This is a genomic window from Butyrivibrio hungatei DSM 14810 (genome assembly GCF_900143205.1).
Classification (GTDB): Bacteria; Bacillota; Clostridia; order Lachnospirales; family Lachnospiraceae; genus Butyrivibrio; species Butyrivibrio hungatei.
Window position 1 is genome coordinate 114,224 of the sequence record NZ_FRDH01000005.1, and the last position, 25,447, is coordinate 139,670.

20 protein-coding genes and 1 other RNA gene are annotated in these 25,447 nt (G+C 39.1%); 18 read left to right on the forward strand and 3 right to left on the reverse strand.

Features of this window, described 5'->3' with window-relative positions:
- Window positions 1-59: 59 nt before the first annotated feature.
- Complete coding sequence (locus tag BUA02_RS07080; protein WP_072702177.1) at window positions 60-932, reverse strand: phosphoribosylaminoimidazolesuccinocarboxamide synthase; 873 nt, start codon at window positions 930-932, stop codon at window positions 60-62.
- Window positions 933-1,016: 84 nt separating this feature from the next.
- Window positions 1,017-2,657, reverse strand: a complete 1,641-nt coding sequence (locus tag BUA02_RS07085; protein WP_072702179.1) for an ABC-F family ATP-binding cassette domain-containing protein — start codon at window positions 2,655-2,657, stop codon at window positions 1,017-1,019.
- A 215-nt stretch (window positions 2,658-2,872) separates the two neighbouring features.
- Between BUA02_RS07085 and BUA02_RS07090 the strand changes: the two genes are divergently transcribed.
- The 12 genes from BUA02_RS07090 (at window position 2,873) to BUA02_RS07145 (ending at window position 14,993) form a co-directional block, all read left to right on the forward strand.
- Complete coding sequence (locus BUA02_RS07090; protein ID WP_072702182.1) at window positions 2,873-4,627, forward strand: GDSL-type esterase/lipase family protein; 1,755 nt, start codon at window positions 2,873-2,875, stop codon at window positions 4,625-4,627.
- 160 nt (window positions 4,628-4,787) lie between these two features.
- The gene (locus BUA02_RS07095; protein ID WP_072702185.1) at window positions 4,788-5,270 is read left to right on the forward strand and encodes a hypothetical protein; all 483 of its coding nucleotides are present in this window, start codon (window positions 4,788-4,790) and stop codon (window positions 5,268-5,270) included.
- A 118-nt stretch (window positions 5,271-5,388) separates the two neighbouring features.
- Window positions 5,389-7,212, forward strand: coding sequence for an aminopeptidase P family protein (locus BUA02_RS07100; RefSeq protein WP_072702188.1), 1,824 nt, complete (start codon window positions 5,389-5,391; stop codon window positions 7,210-7,212).
- A gap of 119 nt (window positions 7,213-7,331) precedes the next feature.
- Window positions 7,332-7,540: non-coding RNA, 6S RNA (ssrS, locus tag BUA02_RS07105), on the forward strand.
- 57 nt (window positions 7,541-7,597) lie between these two features.
- A complete protein-coding gene (locus BUA02_RS07110) occupies window positions 7,598-8,431 on the forward strand; it encodes a YihY/virulence factor BrkB family protein (RefSeq protein ID WP_236845900.1) in 834 nt (277 codons plus the stop codon).
- A complete protein-coding gene (locus tag BUA02_RS07115; RefSeq protein WP_072702191.1) occupies window positions 8,421-9,566 on the forward strand; it encodes an AI-2E family transporter in 1,146 nt (381 codons plus the stop codon). The genes BUA02_RS07110 and BUA02_RS07115 overlap by 11 nt, the downstream gene beginning before the upstream one ends.
- Window positions 9,567-9,607: 41 nt before the next feature.
- The gene (locus BUA02_RS07120; protein ID WP_071176312.1) at window positions 9,608-9,814 is read left to right on the forward strand and encodes a hypothetical protein; all 207 of its coding nucleotides are present in this window, start codon (window positions 9,608-9,610) and stop codon (window positions 9,812-9,814) included.
- A 74-nt stretch (window positions 9,815-9,888) separates the two neighbouring features.
- A complete protein-coding gene (locus tag BUA02_RS07125; RefSeq protein WP_072702193.1) occupies window positions 9,889-10,971 on the forward strand; it encodes an endonuclease/exonuclease/phosphatase family protein in 1,083 nt (360 codons plus the stop codon).
- Between the two features lie 67 nt (window positions 10,972-11,038).
- Window positions 11,039-12,298, forward strand: a complete 1,260-nt coding sequence (locus BUA02_RS07130) for a 6-phosphofructokinase (protein WP_071176310.1) — start codon at window positions 11,039-11,041, stop codon at window positions 12,296-12,298.
- Window positions 12,299-12,442: 144 nt separating this feature from the next.
- On the forward strand, window positions 12,443-12,721 hold the full coding sequence (locus tag BUA02_RS07135; protein ID WP_071176309.1) for an HU family DNA-binding protein: 279 nt from the start codon (window positions 12,443-12,445) through the stop codon (window positions 12,719-12,721).
- Between the two features lie 241 nt (window positions 12,722-12,962).
- A complete protein-coding gene (locus tag BUA02_RS07140) occupies window positions 12,963-14,621 on the forward strand; it encodes a putative bifunctional diguanylate cyclase/phosphodiesterase (protein ID WP_072702196.1) in 1,659 nt (552 codons plus the stop codon).
- A gap of 123 nt (window positions 14,622-14,744) precedes the next feature.
- A complete protein-coding gene (locus tag BUA02_RS07145; RefSeq protein ID WP_071176307.1) occupies window positions 14,745-14,993 on the forward strand; it encodes an HPr family phosphocarrier protein in 249 nt (82 codons plus the stop codon).
- Between the two features lie 31 nt (window positions 14,994-15,024).
- Here the strand turns inward: BUA02_RS07145 and BUA02_RS07150 are convergent, their stop codons facing one another.
- On the reverse strand, window positions 15,025-15,912 hold the full coding sequence (locus tag BUA02_RS07150; protein ID WP_072702199.1) for a DegV family protein: 888 nt from the start codon (window positions 15,910-15,912) through the stop codon (window positions 15,025-15,027).
- Window positions 15,913-16,438: 526 nt separating this feature from the next.
- Between BUA02_RS07150 and BUA02_RS07155 the strand changes: the two genes are divergently transcribed.
- The 6 genes from BUA02_RS07155 to BUA02_RS07180 all read left to right on the forward strand — a co-directional run bounded on the left by BUA02_RS07155 (window position 16,439) and on the right by BUA02_RS07180 (window position 25,377).
- The gene (locus BUA02_RS07155) at window positions 16,439-18,079 is read left to right on the forward strand and encodes a CoA transferase (RefSeq protein WP_072702201.1); all 1,641 of its coding nucleotides are present in this window, start codon (window positions 16,439-16,441) and stop codon (window positions 18,077-18,079) included.
- A gap of 26 nt (window positions 18,080-18,105) precedes the next feature.
- On the forward strand, window positions 18,106-19,413 hold the full coding sequence (locus BUA02_RS07160) for an MFS transporter (protein ID WP_072702204.1): 1,308 nt from the start codon (window positions 18,106-18,108) through the stop codon (window positions 19,411-19,413).
- A gap of 101 nt (window positions 19,414-19,514) precedes the next feature.
- On the forward strand, window positions 19,515-21,650 hold the full coding sequence (locus BUA02_RS07165; RefSeq protein ID WP_072702207.1) for a glycosyl hydrolase 115 family protein: 2,136 nt from the start codon (window positions 19,515-19,517) through the stop codon (window positions 21,648-21,650).
- 30 nt (window positions 21,651-21,680) lie between these two features.
- Complete coding sequence (locus BUA02_RS07170; RefSeq protein WP_072702209.1) at window positions 21,681-23,162, forward strand: hypothetical protein; 1,482 nt, start codon at window positions 21,681-21,683, stop codon at window positions 23,160-23,162.
- 26 nt (window positions 23,163-23,188) lie between these two features.
- Complete coding sequence (locus tag BUA02_RS07175; protein WP_072702211.1) at window positions 23,189-24,664, forward strand: MBOAT family O-acyltransferase; 1,476 nt, start codon at window positions 23,189-23,191, stop codon at window positions 24,662-24,664.
- A 32-nt stretch (window positions 24,665-24,696) separates the two neighbouring features.
- Complete coding sequence (locus tag BUA02_RS07180) at window positions 24,697-25,377, forward strand: hypothetical protein (RefSeq protein ID WP_072702212.1); 681 nt, start codon at window positions 24,697-24,699, stop codon at window positions 25,375-25,377.
- Window positions 25,378-25,447: the final 70 nt, after the last annotated feature.

Genomic DNA, 25,447 nt, shown 5'->3' on the forward strand with positions numbered 1-25,447 from the left:
TTGAATAATAAAAGAGGCGCTTTAGCATTTGCTAAAGCGCCTCTGTTTTGTTTGATAAATTATGCAAGTTCCTTGCCTGTAAGAAGCTTGTATGCTTCAAGATACTTAGCAATAGTCTTGTCGATTACATCCTGTGGAAGATTGTAATCACAATCTGGATTAGCCTTTAAGTAGTTTCGAACGAACTGCTTATCAAATGATGGCTGATCATGACCTTCTTCATATCCTTCAACTGGCCAGAATCTTGAGCTGTCAGGTGTGAGCATTTCATCTGCAAGAACTACTTCACCATTCTCATCTACACCAAACTCGAACTTTGTATCAGCGATAATGATGCCGCGAGTGAGAGCGTAGTCTGCACATTTTTTGTAAAGAGCGATAGTATAATCTCTGATCTTTGTAGCGTAATCAAGTCCGTGACCTGGGAAAGCTTTCTCAAGTACTTCAACGCTTCTGTCAAAATCGATGTTCTCATCGTGATCACCGATCTCTGCCTTTGTGCTAGGAGTGTAGATTGGTTCAGGAAGCTTACCACATTCCTTGAGACCTTCTGGAAGCTTGATACCACAGACTGTTCCGTTTTCTACATAGCTCTTCCAGCCACTTCCTGTAATATAACCACGAACAATACATTCAACAGGAATCATTGTAAGCTTTTTGCAAAGCATACTGTTACCAGTAAATTCTGGGGCTCTAAAATACTCTGGCATGTCAGCCACATCAACGCTGATCATGTGATTGTTTACGATATCCTTTGTAAAATCAAACCAAAACTTGGACATCTGCGTAAGAACTGCACCTTTTTTAACAACTTTGTTTTTAAGAATGACATCAAACGCTGAAATTCTATCAGTTGCTACCATGATGAGATTTTCCCCGATGTCGTAGATCTCTCTGACCTTTCCCTCTTTTACCGGACTAAATTCCTGCATAATATGCTCCTCCTTAAATGGGTTGAATATATTTATATCAGCCTGGCTGATATTTACGTGGTTACTATATTGATGGCGTGAGGATCAGTCATCCTCTTCTTCGTCAGCAGCAGTGTTATATACTGTACGCTTTCTAGCCATTTCATCATTTTCAAGGTACTCATCATATGTTGAACGCTTATCAATAAGTGTTCCATCTGGAAGGATTTCCATAATTCTGTTAGCTGTTGTCTGTACGACCTGGTGGTCACGGCAGGCAAAGAGCTCAACACCTGGGAACTTGATCATTCCGTCGTTAAGAGCGGAGATTGATTCCATATCAAGGTGGTTTGTAGGTTCATCAAAGATAAGACAGTTGGCACCGCTTATCATCATCTTGGAGAGAAGACATCTAACTTTTTCTCCTCCGGATAAGACTTTAACTTTCTTGACACCATCTTCACCTGCAAAGAGCATACGTCCAAGGAAGCCTCTTACATAAGTTGCATCCTTGATCTCAGAATAACCTGTAAGCCATTCTGTGATGGTGTAGTCATTGTCGAACTCCTTGGTGTTGTCCTTAGGGAAGTATGCCTGAGATGTTGTAACACCCCACTTGTATGTTCCCTCGTCTGGCTCAATCTCACCTGTAAGGATCTGGAAGAGAGTAGTTTTTGCAAGCTCGTTGCCGCCTACAAATGCGATCTTGTCATCTCTTTGAACTACGAAAGAAATATTATCTAATACTTTTTCACCATTTACAGTCTTGGAAATTCCATCAACTGTAAGAACTTCATTACCGATCTCACGATCTGGTCTAAAGTCGATATATGGGTACTTTCTGCTTGATGGCTTAATAGTATCAAGCTCGATCTTTTCAAGGGCTTTCTTTCTGGAAGTAGCCTGTTTACTCTTACTTGCGTTAGCAGAGAAACGAGCGATGAACTCTTTAAGTTCCTTGATCTGTTCCTCTTTCTTTTTGTTGGCTTCCTTCATCTGACGGATCATAAGCTGTGATGACTCATACCAGAAGTCATAGTTACCAGCATAGAGCTGAATCTTGCCATAATCGATATCTGCAATATATGTACATACCTTGTTGAGGAAGTAACGGTCATGGGATACAACGATGACTGTATTCTCAAAGTTGATGAGGAATTCCTCAAGCCATGCGATAGCATCAAGATCAAGGTGGTTAGTAGGCTCATCCAGAAGAAGGATATCAGGATTACCAAAGAGTGCTCTTGCAAGAAGAACCTTAACCTTTTGTGCACCATCAAGCTCCTTCATAAGCTTGTAGTGGAACTCTGTGTCGATTCCCAGTCCGTTAAGAAGACTTTCTGCATCTGACTCAGCTTCCCATCCGTTCATTTCAGCAAATTCAGCTTCAAGCTCACTTGCTCTGATTCCGTCTTCGTCAGTGAAATCTTCCTTGGCATAGATAGCGTCTTTTTCATTTTTTACTTCGAAAAGACGAGCATTACCAGCCATAACTGTATCTAAAACTACGTTGTCATCATATTTGAAGTGGTCCTGCTCAAGGAAGGAGAGACGCTCTCCATCAGAAATAACTACATCACCATTAGTAGTCTCGATCTGACCTGAAAGGATCTTGAGGAATGTAGATTTACCAGCGCCGTTAGCACCGATGATTCCATAGCAGTTACCTGCTGTAAACTTAATGTTGACGTCCTCAAAAAGAGCCTTTTTACCAACTCTCAGTGTTACGTTATTAGCACTTATCATTAAAATAGCCTCACTTAAAATAAATCAATAAATTATTCTCTTTGCAACAGTTCGTATTATATGAGAATCTACTATAAAATGCAACAAAAAGGTTGTAATCTTAAAAAGATGCTATAAATGGACGAAAATGACCATTATTCCTGCATAAAGAAGTTTCTTTTTACCGGCATTTTAGAGTAAGCTATTTGTATTACAAATTATCAACGGGAGCCAAAATGAAAAAACAAAACGATAATTCAGCAACAGATGCAGAACTTGCACTGAAAAATGGTGGTTGGAACGATAGAAGGTTTGAAGTAGAACCTGCCAAAGAAGAAATAGCAGGAAGAAAAGTGACTATCCTAAGATATGATGTCTCAGAATTTGGGACTTATAAAGTTTCCTTTGAACTTAAGCCTGGCAAAAGAGATATCGAGAATATGACTCTTTTTGCTGGCAGGAGAAATATGATCGAGAGAAAGATCAGTGTTTCTTCAAGTAAAGGTAAGACATATAAAAAAGAATTCTATGTGGCAGTAACGCCTTATATTCCAGCTCTTTCTCCAAACAGATGTAATGATAAGGTGATATTTGTGAGCTTTACAGGGCTAGGAACTGATGACCCTGATGTAAAAGTAAATGTCAGTATCACCAAGGAAGATGTGCCAGTCATCTGGGTAGCTGGAGATTCAACACTTACAGATCAAAATGCCGGAGATCCATATTATCCATATGGAAGCTGCGCCGGCTGGGCTCAGACAATTTCAAGGGCAGCTCATAAGGCCGCAGTGTGCAATCTTGCACATTCAGGAATGACATCAAACTGCTTTAGGGACGATGGTCACTATGATATTGCAAAAGAGCTCATGAAAAAGGGAGATCTTTTCATAATTCAGTTTGGACATAACGACCAAAAGAGAAGAAATCTTGCTGCCTTTGGAGGCTATGAGGATAATCTGAAAAAATATATTGAAGAAGTAAGAAGTCTTGGAGCATTGCCTATACTATGTACTCCGATCAGCAGGGTTCCAGGCAAGGATGAAGACGGAAAGTATTTTTCAATGCTTGATCAGTATTCAAAAGCTTGCTACAAGGTTTCAAAGGAAACAGATACGATTCTTGTTGATCTCCACGGCTATACTTTTGAAAAGTGGATAGAATATGGTGAAAAGGCAAGAGATTACTTTATAAAGGGCGATATCACTCATACAAATGAGTATGGAGCAGTTTTGATCGCAGACTTTTTCTTAAAGAGTATTAATGGAAAACTTGATGAAGACTATTTTTATGATATAGATGAGGATAGTTTTTTTACACCTGATAAAGATACCAGGGAACTTCCAAAAGAGCTTCCTTCAAAGGATGTGTTTAGTATAGAACCTCCATTTGTCGATACAGTGGGGATTCCTGAATACGAAGGTATAAAGAAAGCTTTTAGATATGGGCTTTTAGACCCTTGTGTCATGCATCTTCACCCCTATGCAGTCATGCCAAGAGCTCAGCTTTTAATGGTCATGTTTAAAGCTTTCAGGCTCGCAGGTAAGAGGCCATATTTAAATGAATATGCTGACATAAGTGAGCTTGATTGGGATGCAGGTTATGTGCAGGCTCTTTATGATGGAAACCTTATTGATTCGGAAACTGTCAAAAAAGATGGTGCAGGTAAGCTTTTCTTTAGACCGGATGATCCTTTGACATATAAGGAATTGGCAAGCTTTATCGTCAGGTACATGGAAAAAGATGTTACGAAAAGGAATATTTCCTTAAGCGAATGCGAAAAAAAGGCTGTAGAACTTGGATTTGTATTATCCGAAGCCAGAAGTACTGATGATCATGTCAATGAGTCAATAAAAAATGAAAAGTACAGACTTGCAAAAGGAGAGTATATTTCAAGAGCTGAGGTATATTCTGCACTTTCATTGTTCATAGAAAGGACAGGAGATACAAAAAAAGAGTTGCCGTCTGATGTTGAGGTACATCCTGTTCACTAAAAAATGTTGATAGAATAATGATATTAAAGTATTACTTAATTGTTAATGAAATTACAACACAAGTAAAACAATCTTGTAAAATGTTACAACTAATGTTAATATTTCCACGTAAGCAATTATGTTTATAGCCTGAAATACACACATTAGGAGGATTACAAAAATGGCAAAGACTAGGGCAAAGATATTTGATGAAATGGTCTTTGATGATGCAGTTTATGCCAAAAGAGTTTACGATGACGCCAAGGTAAGGCTTCGCAGGAATACAGTTGCTATAGTTGTGTCAGTAATTGTGATGCTCCTCGATATTACAGTTGTACCAGCTTTAGTTAATAAGCTTTTTAGTGACTATGCACTTACTGGATATATTCTTTTATCAGGGGCACTGGCTGGTATTGTTTATTCCATAGGTGGAGGTTTTGTAAATACAGTTCGAGTAGCTGTTAAGGCAGGCAAGATAGTATGGTACATCATCCCGTTTGTTCCATTAGATATTTTGTTTGGACTTATGGCTTCTTTTACTGCTTTTTGCCTTGTGATCATATTTCCTGTGATTTTTGTTTCATTAAACAGGATTCAGATAAGGAAGAACAAGCGGGCAGCGATACAGTATTTGAGCAGTTTTGATGAGGAAACTCCTGCTTAAAAATCATGACAATATATTGAATTAGTGATACAATCCTATTTGTGCCAAAGGGCGCAACTAGGATTTTTTTGCAGGTAGGATTTGTATTAACAGATCTTTACATAGGAGGAATTTTAAAATGGCGTATGAGAACACAGAAATAAAAGGAAGACTTGCAAATTTACGCAAGAAGATGGCTGAACTTTCAGTAGATTACTATATGATGCCTACATCAGACTTCCATAACTCAGAGTACTCTGCAGACTTTTTTAAGGTAAGAGAGTATTTTTGCGGATTTGATGGATCAAACGGTACCCTGGTTGTGTCTAAGGATGAAGCTGGAATGTGGACAGATGGCAGATACTTTATTCAGGCTGAGAATCAGATGAAGGGAACTGATGTAGCTCTTTTCAAAATGATGAATCCTGGAGTTCCAACTATTGCAGAATATCTTGTAAAGAACATGAAGAGCGGTCAAACACTTGGTTTTGACGGAAGAGTTATTTCTACAAGCATCGGAGAAGACCTCGAAAAGAAGCTTTCAGACAAGGGAGTAAGCTTTAAGATCGATAAGGACCTTGCTGAGGATGTTTGGACAGATAGACCAGAGCTTCCTTGCCACGATATGTATGTGCTTAGCGATGAGCTTTGCGGCAAGTCATTTAAGGAAAAACTCTCTGATGTCAGAAAGAAGATGGAAGAATATGGCACAAAGGCTCATCTTCTCAGTAAGCTTGATGATATCATGTGGCTTACAAATCTTCGTGGAAATGATGTAGAGTGCAATCCAGTAGCTCTTTCATACGCATATATCACAATGGATCAGTTTGTTCTTTTTGTTCAGTCAAAAGAGGTAACAACTGATGTAAAGGATTATTGCCATAAGGTAGGCATTGAATTAAAGGATTATCACGAATTAACTTCATTCCTTGAAGATATTAAGTTTGAGGGAGATGTTCTTTATGATAAGAGAAACACTAATTTCCTTACATACAAGACTCTTTTAAAGAAGGCTGCTGACTGCGGTGTCAAGCTTGTAGATAAATACAATCCAACTGAGCTTATGAAGGCTGTAAAAAATGAGACAGAGCTTAAGAACATCAGAGAAGTGTATGTAAAGGATAGTGCTAAGCTCACAGAGTTCATTTATTGGGTAAAACAGAACGTGGGCAAGGTACCTATGACTGAGTACACAGCTGCAATGAAGCTTGATGGTATGAGAGCAGAGCTTCCTGGATTTATTGAGCTTTCATTCCCTACTATCAGCGCTTACAATGCAAATGCAGCTATGGCACACTATGAGGCGACAGAAGATAACGCAGCAGAGGTTAAGGCTGAGGGCATGCTTCTTGTGGATTCAGGTGCTACATACATGGGCGGTACAACAGATGTTACCAGAACTATAGTAGTAGGTGAGATCTCAGACGAAATCAAAAAGCACTATACAGCAACTGTTAGTGGTATGCTTAATCTTGCAGCAGCAAGCTTTATGGAAGGCTGCACAGGCAGAAACGTAGATACATTTGCGAGAGCTCCACTTTGGAACATCGGTCTTGATTACAACCACGGAACAGGCCACGGAATCGGCTACATGTTAAATGTACATGAGGGACCTCACAACATCAGATGGAGATTTACAAAGGGAGCTGACGAGCAGGCTCTTTTACCTGGTATGATCGTATCTGATGAGCCAGGCGTTTATGTTGAGGGCAGCCATGGTATCCGTATTGAAAATATCGTAGAAGTAGTAGACAGATGCAAGACAGAGTCTGGTAAGTTCTTTGGATTCGAGCATCTTACATATGTACCTATCGATCTTGAAGCTATCGACAAGAAGTACATGGATGCCAAGAGTGTAGAACAGCTCAATGCTTATCACAAGGCTGTATATAAAAAGATCAGTCCATTAATCAAGGATGAAGCGGTACTTAACTGGTTAAAAGAGGCAACAAGAGAGATCTAAACTTAAGTAATCATATTTACAGAACTTTTTAATATTCCTAAAATATGTGTGAAAAGATGGCGCTATAGCTTGAAAAAAGCCTCTTGTTGAATATAATAATAGTTAGAAGTACTAATGTATTTCTCCTGGGATGTCCGACAACTCCTGCGTAATTTGAACCTACAGTTACTTTAAACGGGAATCCTACATTGCTATCTTTGATGTCACACCTTCGGCCCTGCGCATGCGCAGACCAGCTATGGGAGAGGGAGGCAGAGATTATAGTTGCGGTAACCCACCTGGCGATAGCTAGGAGTCAAATAACAGGAACCGGCATTTTGGGGCTATTTTAGGAAATAAAAGCAGTCATCTGATCATGGCTGCTTTTTCCATTTTAGGGGGCAATATGAATGCTTTAGCTGCGCTCTTTGCAATGGGCAAAGATTTTTCTGAAAAAATGCAAAAAAAGAATATTCCAGCCTTTGCAAGTAGTACAGCTTTTTTCTTTATCCTTTCACTTATTCCACTGCTTTTATTGTTTACATCGATATTGCCTTATACGAATCTGACGGAAAATGACCTGGTAAGGGCTGTAGTAGAGGTAACGCCTGATTTTGCCAATGACATTTTGATAAGGCTTGTTGATGAAACATACAATCAGGGTACAGCCATCCTTTCTCTTACAGCTATCATCGCACTCTGGTCAGGATCTCTTGGAATGCTGGCGCTTATAAGAGGACTTAACTGTATCTATGATGTAAATGAGCGCAGAAATTATTTTTATTTAAGGCTTATTGCAGCTCTTTATACTGTTGCTATGGCAGTTATTCTGGTGACTATGCTGATCCTCATGGTATTTGGAAATATTCTGGAAGATCTCATAGTAAGTGCATCTCCAACCTTTAGCTATGTGATGTCTTTTTTGATCAATTTTAGATTTGTGTTAGTTATAGGTATTGCAATTATGTTATTTGCGTTAATATATACTTATGTACCAAGTGCCAAGATAAAGTTTGTTCATCAGCTTCCTGGTGCGATCTTTTCAGCAGTTGTCTGGTACGTGTTTTCCTGGATCTTTTCAATTTATGTCAATAAGACTGATAACTACTCACTTTATGGTAGCCTTGCAACTCCGGTTATCATGATGTTTTGGTTATATTTTTGTTTCTATATTTTCTTTATAGGAGCTTTTATCAACAGATTTTTTGATGAATTCGGTCGGAGGGATTATGAAGTTTAACAGTAAGTGGTTCAAAAAAAAATGGGTTTCTTATACGATCGCAACTTGCTCAGCAGTTGTGCTGTACATGTTGCTTTCACATTTTTCAGTGATCCTGGGTGGGATAAATAAGATATTTGGATTTATTAAGCCTGTAGTAGTAGGCTGCGTTATTGCCTATATCTTTGATCCGTTATCCAAGTTCTTTGAAACTTCTATATACAAGAAGCTAAAGAATGAAAAGACAAGATGGAAACTGTCTGTTGCGACAGCTATCATAGTTATAATCGCAGCTGTTGTACTTTTGTTTGTCGCACTTATACCTCAGATAGTCGATAGTATCACAACATTTGCTTCAAACATTGGAAGCTATGTTGAATCTTCACAAGAGCTCATTGACCAGTTTGAGAAAGCTCACGCAAACGGTATCTTAAGCTCTGAGTTCAGCGGTCTTGCAAATATTGTAAACAAAGTGCTGGAAAATATCGGCAGTCTGTTTACTGACAATATGGAGGGCATCGTCAACAGCTCTGTTAGTGCTGGAAAGAACGTATTTGATATAGTCATTTCCTTTATCCTTGCAATTTATCTTTTGCTGGACAAAAGAAGGATCATCAATGGTATTTCAAGACTTATGGAACTTATCCTCAAGGAAAAAACCTATAAAAGCTCCGGAGAGTTTTTGGATAAATGCAACAAGATCCTTATCAGATACATCAGCTTTGATATTATCGATGGTGTTATTGTTGGTATAGTAAATGCAATCTACATGTTGATCGCAGGACTTCCTTATGCGGTGCTTATTTCTGTTATCGTTGGAATAACAAACCTTGCACCAACTTTTGGTCCAATAGTAGGAGCTGTCATCGGTGGTTTCATCCTTGTACTGGTTAATCCCTGGTACGCTTTATGGTTCCTTATATTTACAATTATCCTTCAGACAGTTGATGGATATATATTAAAACCAAGATTATTCGGAGAGAGTCTTGGAGTGTCGCCACTTATGATACTTATCTCTATCATCCTTGGTGGAAGACTCTTTGGCGTAGTAGGAATCCTTCTGGCTATTCCATTTGCTGCTATTTTCGATTTTGTATGGAAGGATTTCATACTAAAAAAACTTGAGGAAAGAAAGGCTAAGAGGTACAATATATAGTGTAGTGAGCACAAAATATTCGTGTCTATAGGAGGGGTGCTATGACAGAATTTTTAGATGCAGCAATCAGCTTTGCAAAAGATAAGATAGATAAAGGACTTGAAATCTGGGAGGGCTTCGATGATGATCAGAAGAAGCTTTTGATTGGCTGCGCCGTTGCAGCAGTTAGTGTGATCGTTATCGCCTCAATTGCTTACGGCATTGGCAAATCCCACGGGAGAAAGCTTGCTCTCGAGGAAGATTTTTAAGATATAGTCATAAAAAGCATCTGCTTTTACCAGCAGGTGCTTTTATTGTCTAAAATCAAAACGGAAAGGTTTTTATGAAGAGATTTGTAAAGTGCGCTGGCATAGGCGTTTTTTTGTTAGTCCTTATATTGGGAACTATTCTGGGTTTTTTATCAGTTGATGAGTATGAGCCACAGGATCTTGAGTATCTTATGGTCAACGGGGAAGAGGGTGAGACTCTTTCAATTGGAGAAAATTTAGTCATAATGACCTGGAATATCGGTTATGGAGCTCTCGGGGACAACGCAGACTTTTTCATGGATGGCGGCAGGATGGTCAATACTGCTGACGAGGGAAGAGTTGAATATAACTTAAATGGTATGATCAAAGTTATAAATGCACAAAAGCCAGACATTTTGATGCTTCAGGAGGTAGACAGGTATTCTACCAGATCCCACTATTTTGATGAGTTTGAATATATCAGACAGTTTGCAGATATAGACGCAGTTAGTAATGAAAGAGCTTTTGCCTATAATTATGTAGTATCTTATATTCCTTTGCCAGTTCCACCAATAGGAAAGGTTAATGCTGGAATAGGCCTGTTTAGTAAGTATGATGTTTCTGAGTGTACAAGAGTTAAGCTTCCTTGTCCCTTTAGCTGGCCACTTAGAACCATCAACCTGAAAAGATGCCTGGAAGTATCAAGACTTCCTATCAATAATTCTGACAAAGAGCTTGTTCTTATTAACCTTCACCTTGATGCCTATGATGACGGCAAAGGTAGGATACAGCAGACAAAGGTCTTAAAAGATCTTTTGGAATCTGAACTTGATAAAGGAAATTATGTAATAGCAGGAGGCGATTTTAATCAGGTATTTTCAAATACGGATCTAAGTGCATATCCACTTCACGAGAAAACCTGGCAAGCAGGAGTCATTGATATTAATGAATTTGATGATAGATTCAGCTTCATGACAGATGCAAGTATTCCTACATGCAGATCTTTGGATGCACCATTTGTTTCAGTTCAAAATAAAGATCCGGAAAATTTTCAATATTACGTTATAGATGGTTTTATTATTTCTGACAACATTGAGGTTCACGATATTAATACGATAAGTACAGATTTTGTGTACTCTGACCACAATCCATTATGCGTTGAGATAACACTGAAATAATAGTGACAGTGTACGTTTTTTCGCATATAATAGGGGATAAGACATCTCATGAAAGGGGACAGGAGAAATGGTACAGAAAAAGAAACGAAACGTAATTGTTGGACAGTCGGGGGGACCTACAGCGGCTATCAACTCTTCACTTGCCGGAGTTTATAGAACCGCAATTGACCGTGGATACAATAAGGTTTACGGAATGATCCATGGTGTCCAGGGTCTCATGGAAGGGAGATATGTAGATCTTTCTGATCACATTCAGAGCGGACTTGATATCGAGCTTCTTAAGAGAACACCTTCAGCTTATCTTGGATCATGCAGGTACAAGCTTCCCGAAATATTTGAGAGTAAAGAAATTTATGAGAAGATCTTTGATATTCTCGCAAAGCTTGAGATCGATTGCTTTATCTACATCGGTGGTAATGATTCTATGGATACCATTAAGAAGTTGTCAGATTATGCGATCATTTCAGGTTCAGACATTCGATTTGTTGGATGTCCTAAGACAATCGATAATGATCTGGCACTTACCGATCACACTCCTGGCTATGGTTCAGCAGCCAAGTACATCGGTACTTCAGTAAAAGAGATAATAAGAGACAGCTGGTCTCTTGAAACCAGTCACGGACAGGTTATTATTGTGGAAGTAATGGGAAGAAATGCTGGATGGCTTACTGGTGCTACAGCACTTGCCAAGGGCGAGGACTGTGATGGACCAGATGCAATCTATCTTCCTGAGATTCCATTTGATATGGATGCATTCATTAAGAAGATCAAAGCTCTTCTTAAGACCAAGGCATCTATAGTTATAGCAGTTTCAGAAGGTATCAGAACTAAAGATGGTAAGTATGTAAGCGATATGGATAAATCAGTAGAGTATGTTGATGCTTTTGGCCACAAGCAGCTTACAGGTACAGCAAGATATCTCTGCAACATTGTTTCTGCAGAATGCGGATGCAAGACACGTGCAATCGAGCTTTCAACTCTTCAGAGAGCTGCAAGCCACTGCGCATCACGTGTTGATATCCTTGAAGCTTATGAGGTTGGTGGTGCAGCTATGAAGGCCGCAGATGAAGGCGATAGCGGCAAGATGGTTGTGCTTGAGAGACTTTCAGATGATCCTTATCAGGCAGGTACAGAGGTTAAGGATGTTCACAAGATCGCTAATGATGAACGTACTGTACCAAGAGAGTGGATCAGTAAAGACGGCACATATGTAACAAATGAGTTTATTACATATGTAAGACCTCTTATTCAGGGCGATGTTGGACCAATTATGGTAGATGGTATTCCTAGACATTTGTATAGACCTGGTTTCCAGGATATCTTATAAGGTGAAAATTAGGAAAAGTCTAGTAAAAAATGGCGGATTTTGAAAAAAATCCGCCATTTTTCTGCGTTTTAGTGTTGTTATGTGTAAAAAAACGTGGTAAAATGGGCTTTGTAATAAAATATTTCTTTTTGGAGGGAAAATTACATGAACAAGACAGAACTTATCGATGCAATCGCTAAGGAGGCAGGACTTTCAAAGAAGGACGCTGCTGCAGCACTTAATGCTTTCACAGAGACAGTAACTAAGGAGCTTAAGAAGAAGGGAAAGGTTCAGCTTGTTGGTTTCGGTACATTCGAGACAACAAAGAGAGCTGCTAGAACAGGTAAGAATCCTCAGACTGGCGCTGCAATCAAGATTCCTGCATCTGTAGCACCTAAGTTCAAGGCTGGTAAGGCACTTAAGGATCTTGTAAACAAGAAGTAATTTTTTATGAGAGTGAAGGCTGTATCAATTTGATACAGCCTTTTTCGATGCATAAAATTTCTAAATAAAAGTCACGGCTTTGAAAGCTGTGACTTTTAACAATTTCTAAGTTACCATTCACAGTTTGCGGTTTCCCCAAAACTGTGAATGGCACCCATTTCTAATATTGTTGAAAAATAGTTCGTTTTTTAATAAGATTATATTGTATTCTTATGATTTTATGTAAAGGGAGAGAGACCTTATGACATTCGAAAAAAGCTTTGAAAATTTTGTACAGATTTTATCTGAAGAAAATGTGACACCTGAAATCTCTCCTGGAGCGCTTTCAGATATCGCCAAGGATTTTTCACTTCGTTCAATTGTTGCGATTGTTTCTAGTGCATCAGGTTCAGATAATGCAGGAGAGCCGGATACGGTCATATCTCTTTTTGGACCTGTTCCTGAAAAGGAAGTTCCAGCGTACCTGTTCAAGCATCCAATAGGAGATAAGAAGAACATTTCTTATAATATTTATCTTTATGGTGACAAATCCTGGAGTGAAGAAGAGTACAAAAGCTTTGCAGTTGTCATAGATATATTGTCATTTCACATGGAGCGCTTCTTGCTTTCCAAGATAGTGGAAAAGAGCGCGCTTACTCAGTACCTTACAGGGCTTCCTAATTCAGGAGGTTTTATTCAGTTTGCCGTTTCCAAAATGGAGAGTGGCGCTATTTATGAGTATGATTCCTTTGCGTTTAATTTAAAGAGCTATGGTCTTATCAGCAGAAGGTATGGACTTGCTGAAGGTGATCAGATCATGAAAAGATACGCCGCAAAGCTCAGAGAATTCTGCCAGAAAGACGAGATAATATCTCATTTTGGTGGTGATAATTTTGCTGCCCTTATTAAAAAAGAAAGAACAAAGGAGTTTTTGAACTTTTTATCATGCGTTCCTGTTTACGGAATCAAAAATGAGAAGAGAGAAGACTTTAACATTGCAGCAGTTATAGGCGTATATGCTGTAGATGAATCATTAAAAGAGCCGGGACAGCTTATTTCAAGGTCAACAATGGCTTGCAGTTATGCTAAAAACGTTGCTAATAAGCCTTATGTATTTGTTAATAAGGCTATGAGTACCAGAATATACAGACAAAAGCAAATTGAGGATAGATATGAAGAAGCTCTTTCAAATGATGAGTTTAGAATTTATCTTCAGCCAAAGGTAGACACGATAACTGGTGAGATAATTGGTGCAGAGGCTCTTTCTAGATGGTTCTGCAACGGCGTAGTGCTTTATCCTACAGAGTTTGTGCCAATCCTTGAGCAGGAGGGGATGGTAGCTTCACTTGATCTTTATGTTTTAAAGAAGGCCTGCTCCTTTATTAAAGACTGGATGGCTAAGGGAATGATCCCTGTTCCTGTATCAGTTAATTTCTCAAGAAGAGATTTAAGTTACAAGCACTTGGCTAAAGAAATTGGAAATATCATAGATGAAGCAGGTATTGAGCACAAGTTCATTGAGATAGAAGTTACAGAAACTTCTAGCGAAGATGAGAGAACGCTTATGACAGCATTTCTAAACAAACTTAGGGAAATGGATATCGCAACCTCCATTGATGATTTTGGAACAGGTTATTCATCTCTTTCTACCCTTAGAGATTTCCCTGTAAAGACTATAAAGATAGACAGATCCTTTATTACAAGTGAAACTCTTACCAAAAATGATGAGATAGTCCTTAGGAACATCATAAGCATGGCCAAGGAACTTGATATCGATGTAATTGCAGAAGGTGTTGAAAGAGAAGATCAGTCTGAGCTTCTTATGCATGTCGGATGCCATGTTGTTCAGGGCTTCCTTTATGATAACCCAATGCCTAAGGATGACTTCGATAAGCGACTTGAAAAGAAGTTTTATTCGTAATTTTATTATAAAAACTTAATAGAAAATTTATAATATCCCCGTTCACAATTTGTTCACAAAGTGATATCATCTATTCTGTTGTTTCTTTTGAGAGTCTGCGAGTTATGAAAAGAGGGGAAAATTATGAAAAAAGATGTTAAGGTTTCACTGGGCTGTAAGTCTCAGATTGTTCAGTTTATCAACATGAATTCAAAATCTTCGTGTGAGATAGATGTTCAGGACGGACACAGCTTCATTGATGGCAAATCAATAGTTGGTCTTTTATCACTTAATCTTTACAGACCACTTGATGTTACAGTGATCGGAGATGACAAGAAGATCACTAATCTGATCAAGGATTATGATACACATAACCTGCTTTTAGCAGAATAAAAAAACCGCCATTTTGGCGGTTTTTTCTTATTTAATCAAGTCTCTTATTTCCCCAGAAGAATAATGCAACTGTTCCTGGGCCTGTATGACTACCAATAGTAGTACCGATGCTATATATCTTGACCTTGCCCTTAAGCTTAGGGAAAGCTTCTTCAACCATATCGGCAACTTTTCTGGCATCTTCATAGCAAGCTGAATTAGAAATGTAGCAATCTCCATCATAGTCTGTACCATTTTCAGCAAGCTCGATCATTTTTTGAACCTGAGCCTTCATAACGGCTGATTTACCTCTTACTTTAGATCTTACAATGAGGTGTCCCTGATAATCTACGTTCATAAGAGGGCAGATGTTAAGGACGCTTCCGATTGTGCCTGCAACCTTTGATACACGGCCGCCTCTAACGAGATAGCTAAGATCTGATACAAAGAACCAGTGCTGGCACTCAAGTCTGTGCTCGATGACCCATTCATATAACTCATCGATGCCCATTCCCTGATCACGAAGATCAGCAAGCTTATTTGTGAGAAGACCAAATCCAGAAGAAGCAGCAAGTGAATCAACTACATAAAGCTTTCTCTCTGGATATTTTTCTTTGAGCTGGTCTCTTGCAATAGTAGCAGAGTTAAGTGTTCCAGAGATTCCGGAACTAAGTGTAAGATGAAGCACATCTTTTCCCTCTTTGAGGAAGGATTCAAAATATTCAACATATTCACCGACGCCAACCTGAGATGTTCTGGTCATGGCTCCTTTAGCCATCTGACCGTAGAAATCTTCAAAAGAGATAGACTGTCCTAGATCATCAGGATATTCCTTGCCGTCAAGTTCAAAATGAAAGCAAATATAGTGGATATCTCTTTCTGTAAAATGCTCAGCTGTTAAGTCTGCTGTAGAACAGCAACTGATAATATATTCGCTCATAATAAAACCCCTTTATTTAAATAAATCTTCAAAAAATATCATACATTATAATTACTTTTGTAGCAAATAGAATTGTATGGAAATTTGATTCCCATAAATACAGGAATCGTCAGAATTGTCTGAATATAGAAACAATTCCCTTGAGTTGTTGACAAACTTAATCTGAGATGTTATATTATATATACAATCACACAGAAGAAAAACCAAAGCAGTCGAGATGGCTACGCTTCATCAAAGACGAGCAACGGTTATCGAGGCGACTGACATCAACAGCGACGGTGGCGATGCTTCACATTAGCCTAGGGATGTCAAGGAGTCGCTAAAGGATGTGATTTAAAATATAAAGCATTAAAAGAATGCAGAAAGAAGAGGAAGCTACCCTTGGAAAAGCAGAATTGAGGGCGGGTGTTCATTGAAACAATGGATGCCCGCCTATTACATTGTGTTTTTTTATAGATGATGAGATGGTATAATATAAAAAGGATATCTAATAATCAATCACAATCACTTATGAAGGGGTAAATGCATGAGTAAAGTTATGGGGAAGAAGGCTCTTCAGGCAATAATGTGCTATGCAGATCTTCTTGACAGGCTCGATGTAGAAGTTGATTCAAAAGTTATCTTTAATCTGTCTGATTCCAGACAAAAGCAGATTCAAAAAGCATGTCGCACTCACAATCCATTTCCAGGTGTGTTAAAGCCGGTTTTATTATCACTCCGAAAAAAAGCGGTAAAAAAGCTCTATGAAGATGAAAAGGTTCTTCAGACTGGTCCCGCTGCGGCTATTCTTGCGCTTGATCAGGCTCTTTTGCAGGATATAGCCAATATCAGAGGCGGTTCAAAAGAAAACCTGCCTATAATCTGTGATGTTGATATGGCTGGTCTTCAGGTCGTAAGACTTTATATGAGCTCATATTCAGGAAACAGAGAGTTTATAAAGGCAAGATATAACTCTGCTATGAGAGTTGATAATGCTTTAAATGGCTCTTTTTATAAGTATAAGACCAAAGATGGCAGAAAGTTCTCTGCTCATGTCTATTATGAATCCCAAAAGAAAATAATGCTGGAGACTTTAGGTATCAAGAAAGACCCTGAGAAGTTTGCTTTTGGCTCACTTTTATTTGATAAGATAAGGACCCGCAGGGCAGTCAGGAAATTTGATGCTCTTGATCTTGAGGAAAAGACCTTTGAAAACGGTGCCTGCGGCTGTATGCTAAGGACAAGACAGGAGTGGGAAGAGTCTGAAGTTGGCAAGGCAGTGTGTGAAATGCCACTATATAGGCTCACAAGGATCAGTAATACTTCCAAAAAGAAGTATGGCATATATGAAAAAAAGAGAGGACCTCTTTCGGGACTTAAAGTTCTTGACCTTACACATATCATTGCAGGGCCTGCTTGTACTAGGCTTTTAGCTGAAGCTGGCGCAGATGTGCTCATGATAAGAAGGGGCAGATATGTTGAACAGGAGCAGGCAATGCTTGAGCTTGATGGTTGGGCTGGTAAGAACAGTGTCCAACTCGACTTCAATGTTCCGGAACAGCTAAAGAAGGCAAAAGAGCTGGTAAAGAAAGCTGACGTTGTCGTTTGTTCTTATCAGAGGGGAGCCCTTGATAAATTCGGACTTTCAGAAAAGGATATCCATAAGTTAAATCCTAATGTCATATATGGAAGTCTCATGTGCTTTTCAGATACATTATGGGCTACAAGACCAGGATGGGCACCATGTGCAGAGGATATTACTGGTCTTAGCATCAGGAATGGTTCACTAAAAAAACCTGTTAATCTAAACGGTGTACCCCTTGATTACATTCCTGGAATGATCCTTTTTGCAGGAATAGTAAGTGCCATCAAAAAGCAGCTTACAGAAGGCGGAAGTTATACAGTCACAGCTTCACTGACAAGAGGCGGCTATTGGCTACATGAATGTACTGACCTTTGGGAAAAGAAACGTGGAAGGATCACCATGGATTCCAACAAGTACATTATATGTAACAACATGTCCATGAATACTTGGGATGATGTGTACACTAAGGTAGATGATACAGCTGTGGGAACTGTATACTTTACGACACCTGCCACAAATGCTGGCAAAGAGACCAATCCATATAGAGCCAAGAATATGTGGTTTGCGGATGGTCACAAAGACTTTAGGATGAAAAAACACTAAAAAGAAAATGTTGGGAGAATGGGGAAATGAAACTAAATTATAAGCGCACAATTTTGATAGGACTTGCCTTTATGTCAATCTGCGCATTTTGGCAGTTTTACGACAACGAGATTCCAAGAATACTTAAGTACAACTTCAATCTTGGTGAGACAGCAACAGGCTTTATCATGGCATTTGATAATATATTGGCTCTGTTTCTTTTACCTATATTTGGAGTTCTGTCAGACAAGACTGATAGCAGATTTGGTAAAAGAACTCCATACATCGTAGTTGGAACAATAGTAGCAGTAACTACTTTGTCAGTGCTGATCATGGTGGCAAAGCCATCAGGCAATCTTTCATTTTTCGTTGTCATTTTGCTGGTGCTTTTGATCGCTATGGGAACCTACAGGTCTCCAGCGGTTTCACTTATGCCAGAGCTTACACCGGCTCCACTTCGAAGTCAGGGTAACGCCATCATCAACCTTATGGGTGCACTTGGCGGCGTATTTACCCTTGTAATGACTATGGCCCTTTTAAAAAGCGCAGAAAATGAAGCAGATACAAATTATCTGCCACTTATGCTCAGTATAGTGATCTTGATGCTACTTGCGGTTGCAATCCTTGTGGCAACAATAAATGAAAACAAGATCAAAAAGCAGATAGAGGAAGAGGGTGGACTTCATTCTCTTGGGGAAGAGATAGAATCTGATATGGAAGAAAATAAAGGAAAAGGCGCAAAGCTTCCAAAGGATGTATTTAAGAGCCTTGTTTTCCTTCTTTTATCTGTGGCTTTTTGGTATATGGCATACAACGCTGTAACAACAGCCTATACAAGATATGTTGAAGAGGTATGGCATCTTCAGGATGGATATGCTGGAACTTTACTTATAGCAACAGTTGCAGCAGTACTTAGCTATATTCCTATCGGTTTTATTTCATCAAGGGTTGGCAGAAAAAAGACTATTCTTGCTGGAGTTGTGATCATGACTGTCTGCTATTTAGTAGCAGCTCTCATGCCGGTTTATTCATCATCTATCAATATCTTTTTTGCCCTCATCGGAATTGGCTGGGCAGCGATAAACGTAAACTCTTATCCTATGGTTGTTGAGATGAGTAGGGCAGGCGATATTGGTAAATACACAGGAACCTATTACACATTTTCAATGGCAGCTCAGGTGCTCACACCAATATTATCAGGCTTTTTACTTGAACATGTTTCCTACAGGACTTTGTTCCCTTATGCAGTGGTATTTTCCTGCCTTGCATTTAGCACAATGATGATGGTCAAGCATGGAGATGTTAAGCCGCCAAAGAAGGAAAAGATCTTAGAACATTTCGATGTTGATGACTAAGATAAATTAAAATCAAAAATGGCTAGAGAATAGATACTCTAGCCACTTTTTTTGTGATACTATCTTTATTAGTTGTCTTTTTGTTGAAGGGAAAATGGGGAATGTTAACTTATAATTCGAAAATATTAGGGGAATCATATTTATCAGAGGCAGTCTTAAGGGCTGTAAATGCCTTGAAAAGGGATATTCAAAATACACTGTCTGATTCAGACTTAGAGGGCCTTTCTATTTCTTTTAACCATGTAGAAGATATTCAAAGGGAATGCTTTGTCGTCAGGGTAAAAGAGATAAAAGAAGGCGCAGTAGACCTAAAATCCCTTGTGATATCAGCTTCTGATGATCTTGGATTTATCTATGGAATCTATTTTGTCAGCAAGAATTTCCTTGGAGTAAATGAATTTTGGTTTTGGAATGAGCAGGAATTTCATAAAAAAGAAGCAGTAGAGATTCCTGATGATTATTATTATGAATCTAGGCCTTACAGGGTTAAGTTTAGAGGCTGGTTTGTGAATGATGAAGTTCTGATCGATGACTGGAAAGTTAATGGGGATAATGAAAAGCCCTGGGAAATGGCTTTTGAAGCCCTTCTTCGCTGCGGTGGCAATATGACTATTCCAGGAACTGACGAGAACGCGCATATATATAACAAGCTTGCTTCTAAAATGGGACTTTGGGTAACACATCACCATGCAGAGCCTCTTGGCGCCAAGATGTTTGCAAGGGCTTATCCTGACCTTGATGCCTCTTATGACAAGTATCCAGAACTGTTTGAGAAGCTTTGGAGAGAAGCTCTGATTTCTCAGGAGGATCAAAAGGTTATCTGGAATCTTGGCTTTAGAGGCCAGGGAGATAGACCATTTTGGGCTGATGATCCAGCCTATGATACAGATGAAAAGCGCGGGAAACTTATGAGTAAGCTGATCCGCAAGCAATATGACCTTGTAAAAGAGTACGATGATAAAGCTATCTGTTGTACCAATCTTTATGGGGAGACCATGGAGCTTTACAAAAAGGGGCTTCTTGATATTCCTGAGGATGTGATCTTTATCTGGGCTGACAATGGTTTTGGCAAGATGGTATCTAGAAGACAGGGGAATCATAACCCCAGGATATATGCGCTTCCTGAGGATAACGCCGGTGGCAGGCACGGAATCTATTATCATGCGTCCTTTTATGATCTTCAGGCGGCAGCTCAGATGACCATGCTACCAAACTCCCCAGCCTTTGTTGTAAAAGAGATCTCTAATGTATATGACAAAAAAGCTGATGATTTCTGGATCATAAACTGCTCAAATATAAAGCCGCATGCTTATTACCTTGATCTCTTGGCAAGATTGTGGAAAAAGGCGCCAGAGACTAATGGATTTGAGGCTTTTGCAGATAGCTTTACCGATGATTACTGCAATAGCTATTTTGAAGAAAAAAATGCTAAAGAAATTGCAGCTCTTTACAAGAAGTGGGCTTCTTATTGCCCGTCCTATGGTCCAAATGAAGACGACCACGCAGGAGAGCAGTTTACAAATCATGGAGCAAGGGTTCTTACTACAGGTTTTGTAACAGCTTTTGACAAAAAAGATCCAGCAAATACTAAGGCGGCTGATGAGTGGAAGTGGTTTTCAGATAAAAAGACCTTAAAAGAGCAGATTTTAGATTATAGACCGATCATTGAAAAGGCTTTAACCGGCTACAAAGAGTATTTAGATCAGTCCCTTGAGCTTGATAACAGGATTGAAGGAATAGATAAAGACAGGTTTGAAGACCTCTTTATCTGGCAGGTAAAGTATCACTACTATAGCTATCTTGGTGCTCTTCATACATGCGATGCTATATTAAAGTGCCTCGTAGAAAAGAAGCCTGAGTTTGACAATGCGGCAGAGAGAGAAGTAATAGACTGCATTTCACAGGGACAGGATAAAGAGGGAGAGCCTGATTATCTTGGAGCTTTTTATGAAGCGGGCCTTGCAGCGAGAGCCTTTAAAACAGGCTATGAAGAAATGAGAAAAGCTGAAAAGGGCGTATTCAAAGGCTTTTTTAATAACGACTGCGAAGCAGACATAAGGCAGTCATATTATGTTCTTTGTGGACTTATGTCTTTTGTCAGATTCCATGGCGATGGACCACATTTTTATAAGTGGCAGAGGATGTATCAGAAGGGCGCAGGTGGAAATAAGGTTCATCTTATCCTTAGGATCAGAAAGCACCTGACTGACCAGGAACTCTTTGAACTTATGCTATAATGAAGTGATAAATTTATTTCAGGGGATCGTATGAAAAGAAAATTCTTATTACTTACAAAGACAGTGGCTTTTTTGCTGATCTTATTATTCTGCTTTATGGCAGTGGCGCTTATTGTTGAGCGCAAATCCAGCTACATAAAAAATGAAATGTATATTCAGGAGGCTGAAAAAGAGCATGTAGACGTGTTCTTTTTGGGTTCTTCTCATGTGATAAATGGTATCAATCCTGTGCAGCTTTATGATGAGCAGGGCATTACAGCTTATAACCTTGGAGGATATGGCAGTGTCCTTTTATCAAGCTACTGGCAGTTCAGACTTGCTCTTGAGAGACGCATACCTGATCTTGTGGTGATCGATGCCTATATGCTTGAAAATGACATTAGATATGTGGATGATCCAAATGCCAATGTTAATAGTGATGAGCTCCATCTTAACATCGACAGATTTCCGCTTACAAGGACCAAGATCCTTGCTATAAATGACATGTTTCAGGATGATTCCAAGAAATATCCGTTCCTTTTCGACTACATTATCTATCATGACAGATGGAAGGAACTGGATTCAGACGATTTTAACAGACTTACCGGCAACGCAGATATCAACAGACTTATGGGTGCAGAAATGAAATATGTTATGCACTCAGATGGCTTTACTTATACTGATTATGGTGCAGGAACTCTTGACAGAGAGACAGTTGGTACTACATACCTTAGAAGGATCATTGATGACTGCCAGATAAGAGGTATTAAGGTGGCCATAGTCACAGTGCCTTTCCTTGCTATGGCAGAAAATCAGGCTGCAGCTCATACAGCGAGCCAGATTGCTTCTGAATATGGTATTCCATGTCTTAATATGCTGGAGATCCCGGATGTTGTAGATTACGGACTTGATTTCATGGACGCCGGTCATCTTAATATCTTAGGAGCTACCAAGGTTACAAGATATATCGGTAACTGGTTAAAAGAGAACTTCGACCTTGCTGATCATAGAGGCGACGCAGAATATGCCACATGGCAGCAATGCGCAGATGAGTTTTACGAGAATCAGAGAAATACTCTTACTGGTAATGCAGATATCCATACCCAGCTTATCATGTTGAAGCTATGCGGTGACTCAACATCTTTTGCTTTTAGCATACGAGGCGGCTCTGTGGCTTACGCAGATGATGTGCTCATGAGACAGTTAAAGAGCCTTGGAGCAGGAGAAAAGCTAGATGAAGCAATAGCTTCTAAATCCTCGTACTTCCTGGTATCAGACCATGGAAATGTCACAGAGTTTGCAGGAGATGATGAAGAAAAGGTGATCGAAACTGCAGATGGTGTGATCACATATGAGGGCGTAAGTGACCTTTACAGGATCATGAATATTGGTGATGACAAGGAAACGAACCACCTTTATTCTGATGAATTTGCCTATTCAGATGTACAGCTGATCTTCTTTGAAGATGGGGAGGTGACTTCCCACCAGTACTACACAGGCGATAGCTTTAATTACAGCTATGAAGAAAGATGATCTACTAACTAGTATGGAGGAATGAAATGCAGTTTGTATCACTTCAGTTCCTGGCTTTTCTAATGGGGACCATATTCATATATTTTATTATTCCGAAGAAAGTCAGATATATCTGGCTTCTTTTGGCAAGCATGGCATTTTACTATGCTGTAAGCGGCAAATTTTTAGTATTTTTGATAGCGGTCACGCTTGTTACCTATGGTGCAGGACTTCTTATCGAAAAAAATATCGAAAAGGCACCTAAAACAGCAAAGCTTTGTCTTGTACTTAGCATAGTGCTTTTGGTCTGCTTATTAGGATATTTTAAATACACAGGCTTTTTACTTGAAACAGTCGGAAACATAGTAAGTCTTTTTAAACTTTCAGATACCATGCCGGTAGTAAATATAATACTCCCTGCCGGAATTTCTTTTTATCTGTTCCAGAGTATTGGTTATCTCATTGATTGCTACAGGGGCAAGATCCCTGCTGAAAAGAACTATCTCCAGCTGGCGCTTTTTATTTCATTTTTTCCGCAGATCACTTCAGGACCTATAGAAAGAGCTGGAAATATGCTTCCTCAGTTTAAGGAACCCAAGGACTTCTCCTATGAAGCTATGAGAGATGGACTTCTTTTAATGCTTTGGGGATATTTTCAGAAGATCATAATAGCAGACAGATTAGCGGTGCTTGTAAATAAAGTATACGAGTCACCTTCTTCATATACTGGTACAGTACTTTTTCTGGCAACAATCTTTTATACCTTTGAGATTTACTGCGATTTTGCAGGATATTCATGTATCGCCATTGGAACAGCAAGGATCATGGGTATCAAGATCATGGACAACTTCACTCAGCCATATCTTTCCGAGTCAGTTGCAGAATTTTGGCGTAGATGGCATATCTCTTTATCTACATGGTTTAGAGATTATCTCTACATTCCCCTTGGCGGAAACAGAAAGGGCTATGTCAGAAAGCTTATCAACCTTATGATAGTTTTTGCTGTAAGCGGCCTTTGGCATGGAGCAGCCTGGACATTTGTAGTATGGGGACTTCTTCATGGAGTATTCCAGGTTCTTGGCATTGTGCTTAAACCTGCAAGAGATAAGCTTGTAGAAGTCTTTAAGATTGATAGAGACAGTTTTTCTCATCACCTTTTAAAGATACTTGTAACGTTTATGCTTGTTAATATTGGCTGGATATTCTTTAGAGCAGACACCTTTGAAACAGCAATCTATGTACTGACACATATGTGGAAGGTAGCACTTTGGAGCCTTACTGATGGTACTTTGTTTACACTTGGCCTAGCTGAAGCAGATGTACGACTTGTTATCTTGTCTTTAGTTCTTTTGGTAATAGTCGATGTACTTGGCAAAAAAGGCATTGTCATCAGAGAATGGATAGTAGAGCAGAGCCTGTGGCTTAGATGGCTTATATATATTGTAGCAGTCTTATTTGTAGTAACCTGCGGTGTCTGGGGACCAGGATACGATGCAGCTACATTTATCTATTCCAGTTTTTAATGCTTATATTATTTTACTTGGAGGAGTAGGGAATGATACGAAGATCACAGTACAGATGTAGCTTTAAACTAATGGGTAGTGATATGCCTCTTGATGATATCTTAGATAGATGCAGACAGGAACTTTTAGAGCTTATCAGTAATGGAAAGCTATGCAATGCTTCGTTTTACAGATATAAGGATATGGGCTTTTTGTATTTAGAGGAGATCATCGAAAATGCTGATGAAAAAAACATTGATGTTGATGCTCTTATGGCTGATTTAAAGCCATATTTAAAACCTTGGCCAGAAGAGGATGGAGATAGATTTTTTGCTCCAATGATAAACGTTTATTACCATCATATTCCAGAAGATGATCTTGATAAGTGGGAGCATGAGAGAACTTCATCTCAGAAACAGCGCATCGGAAGGATTGCTTTTGTATATCCTCATAAGCTTCCTTCATACATCATGTATCATAACGCTATAGTAGAAGAGGGGCTTTTAAAGGGAGATAAGTACGCTTTTATCTCTGTTCATGAGAATATTTTGTTCTCATACTATGAGGAGCCTAGAAATAACGTAAATATCAAAAATTCAGATGAAGAATCTGAAGTGATAAATAAGTGGCTTAATGTAGATCCTGAGTCGCATTTTGACAGAACTAAAGCTGAGGGAAGCAATTTCCTTGTGATTCCTTGTCTTTTCTCGGTAGATAGAATAGACGTTTTATAATAATAATTTTTATCTAAAAAATCTCACATTTTTACTGACCAAAGTATTTATTTATGAGATAATATAATAA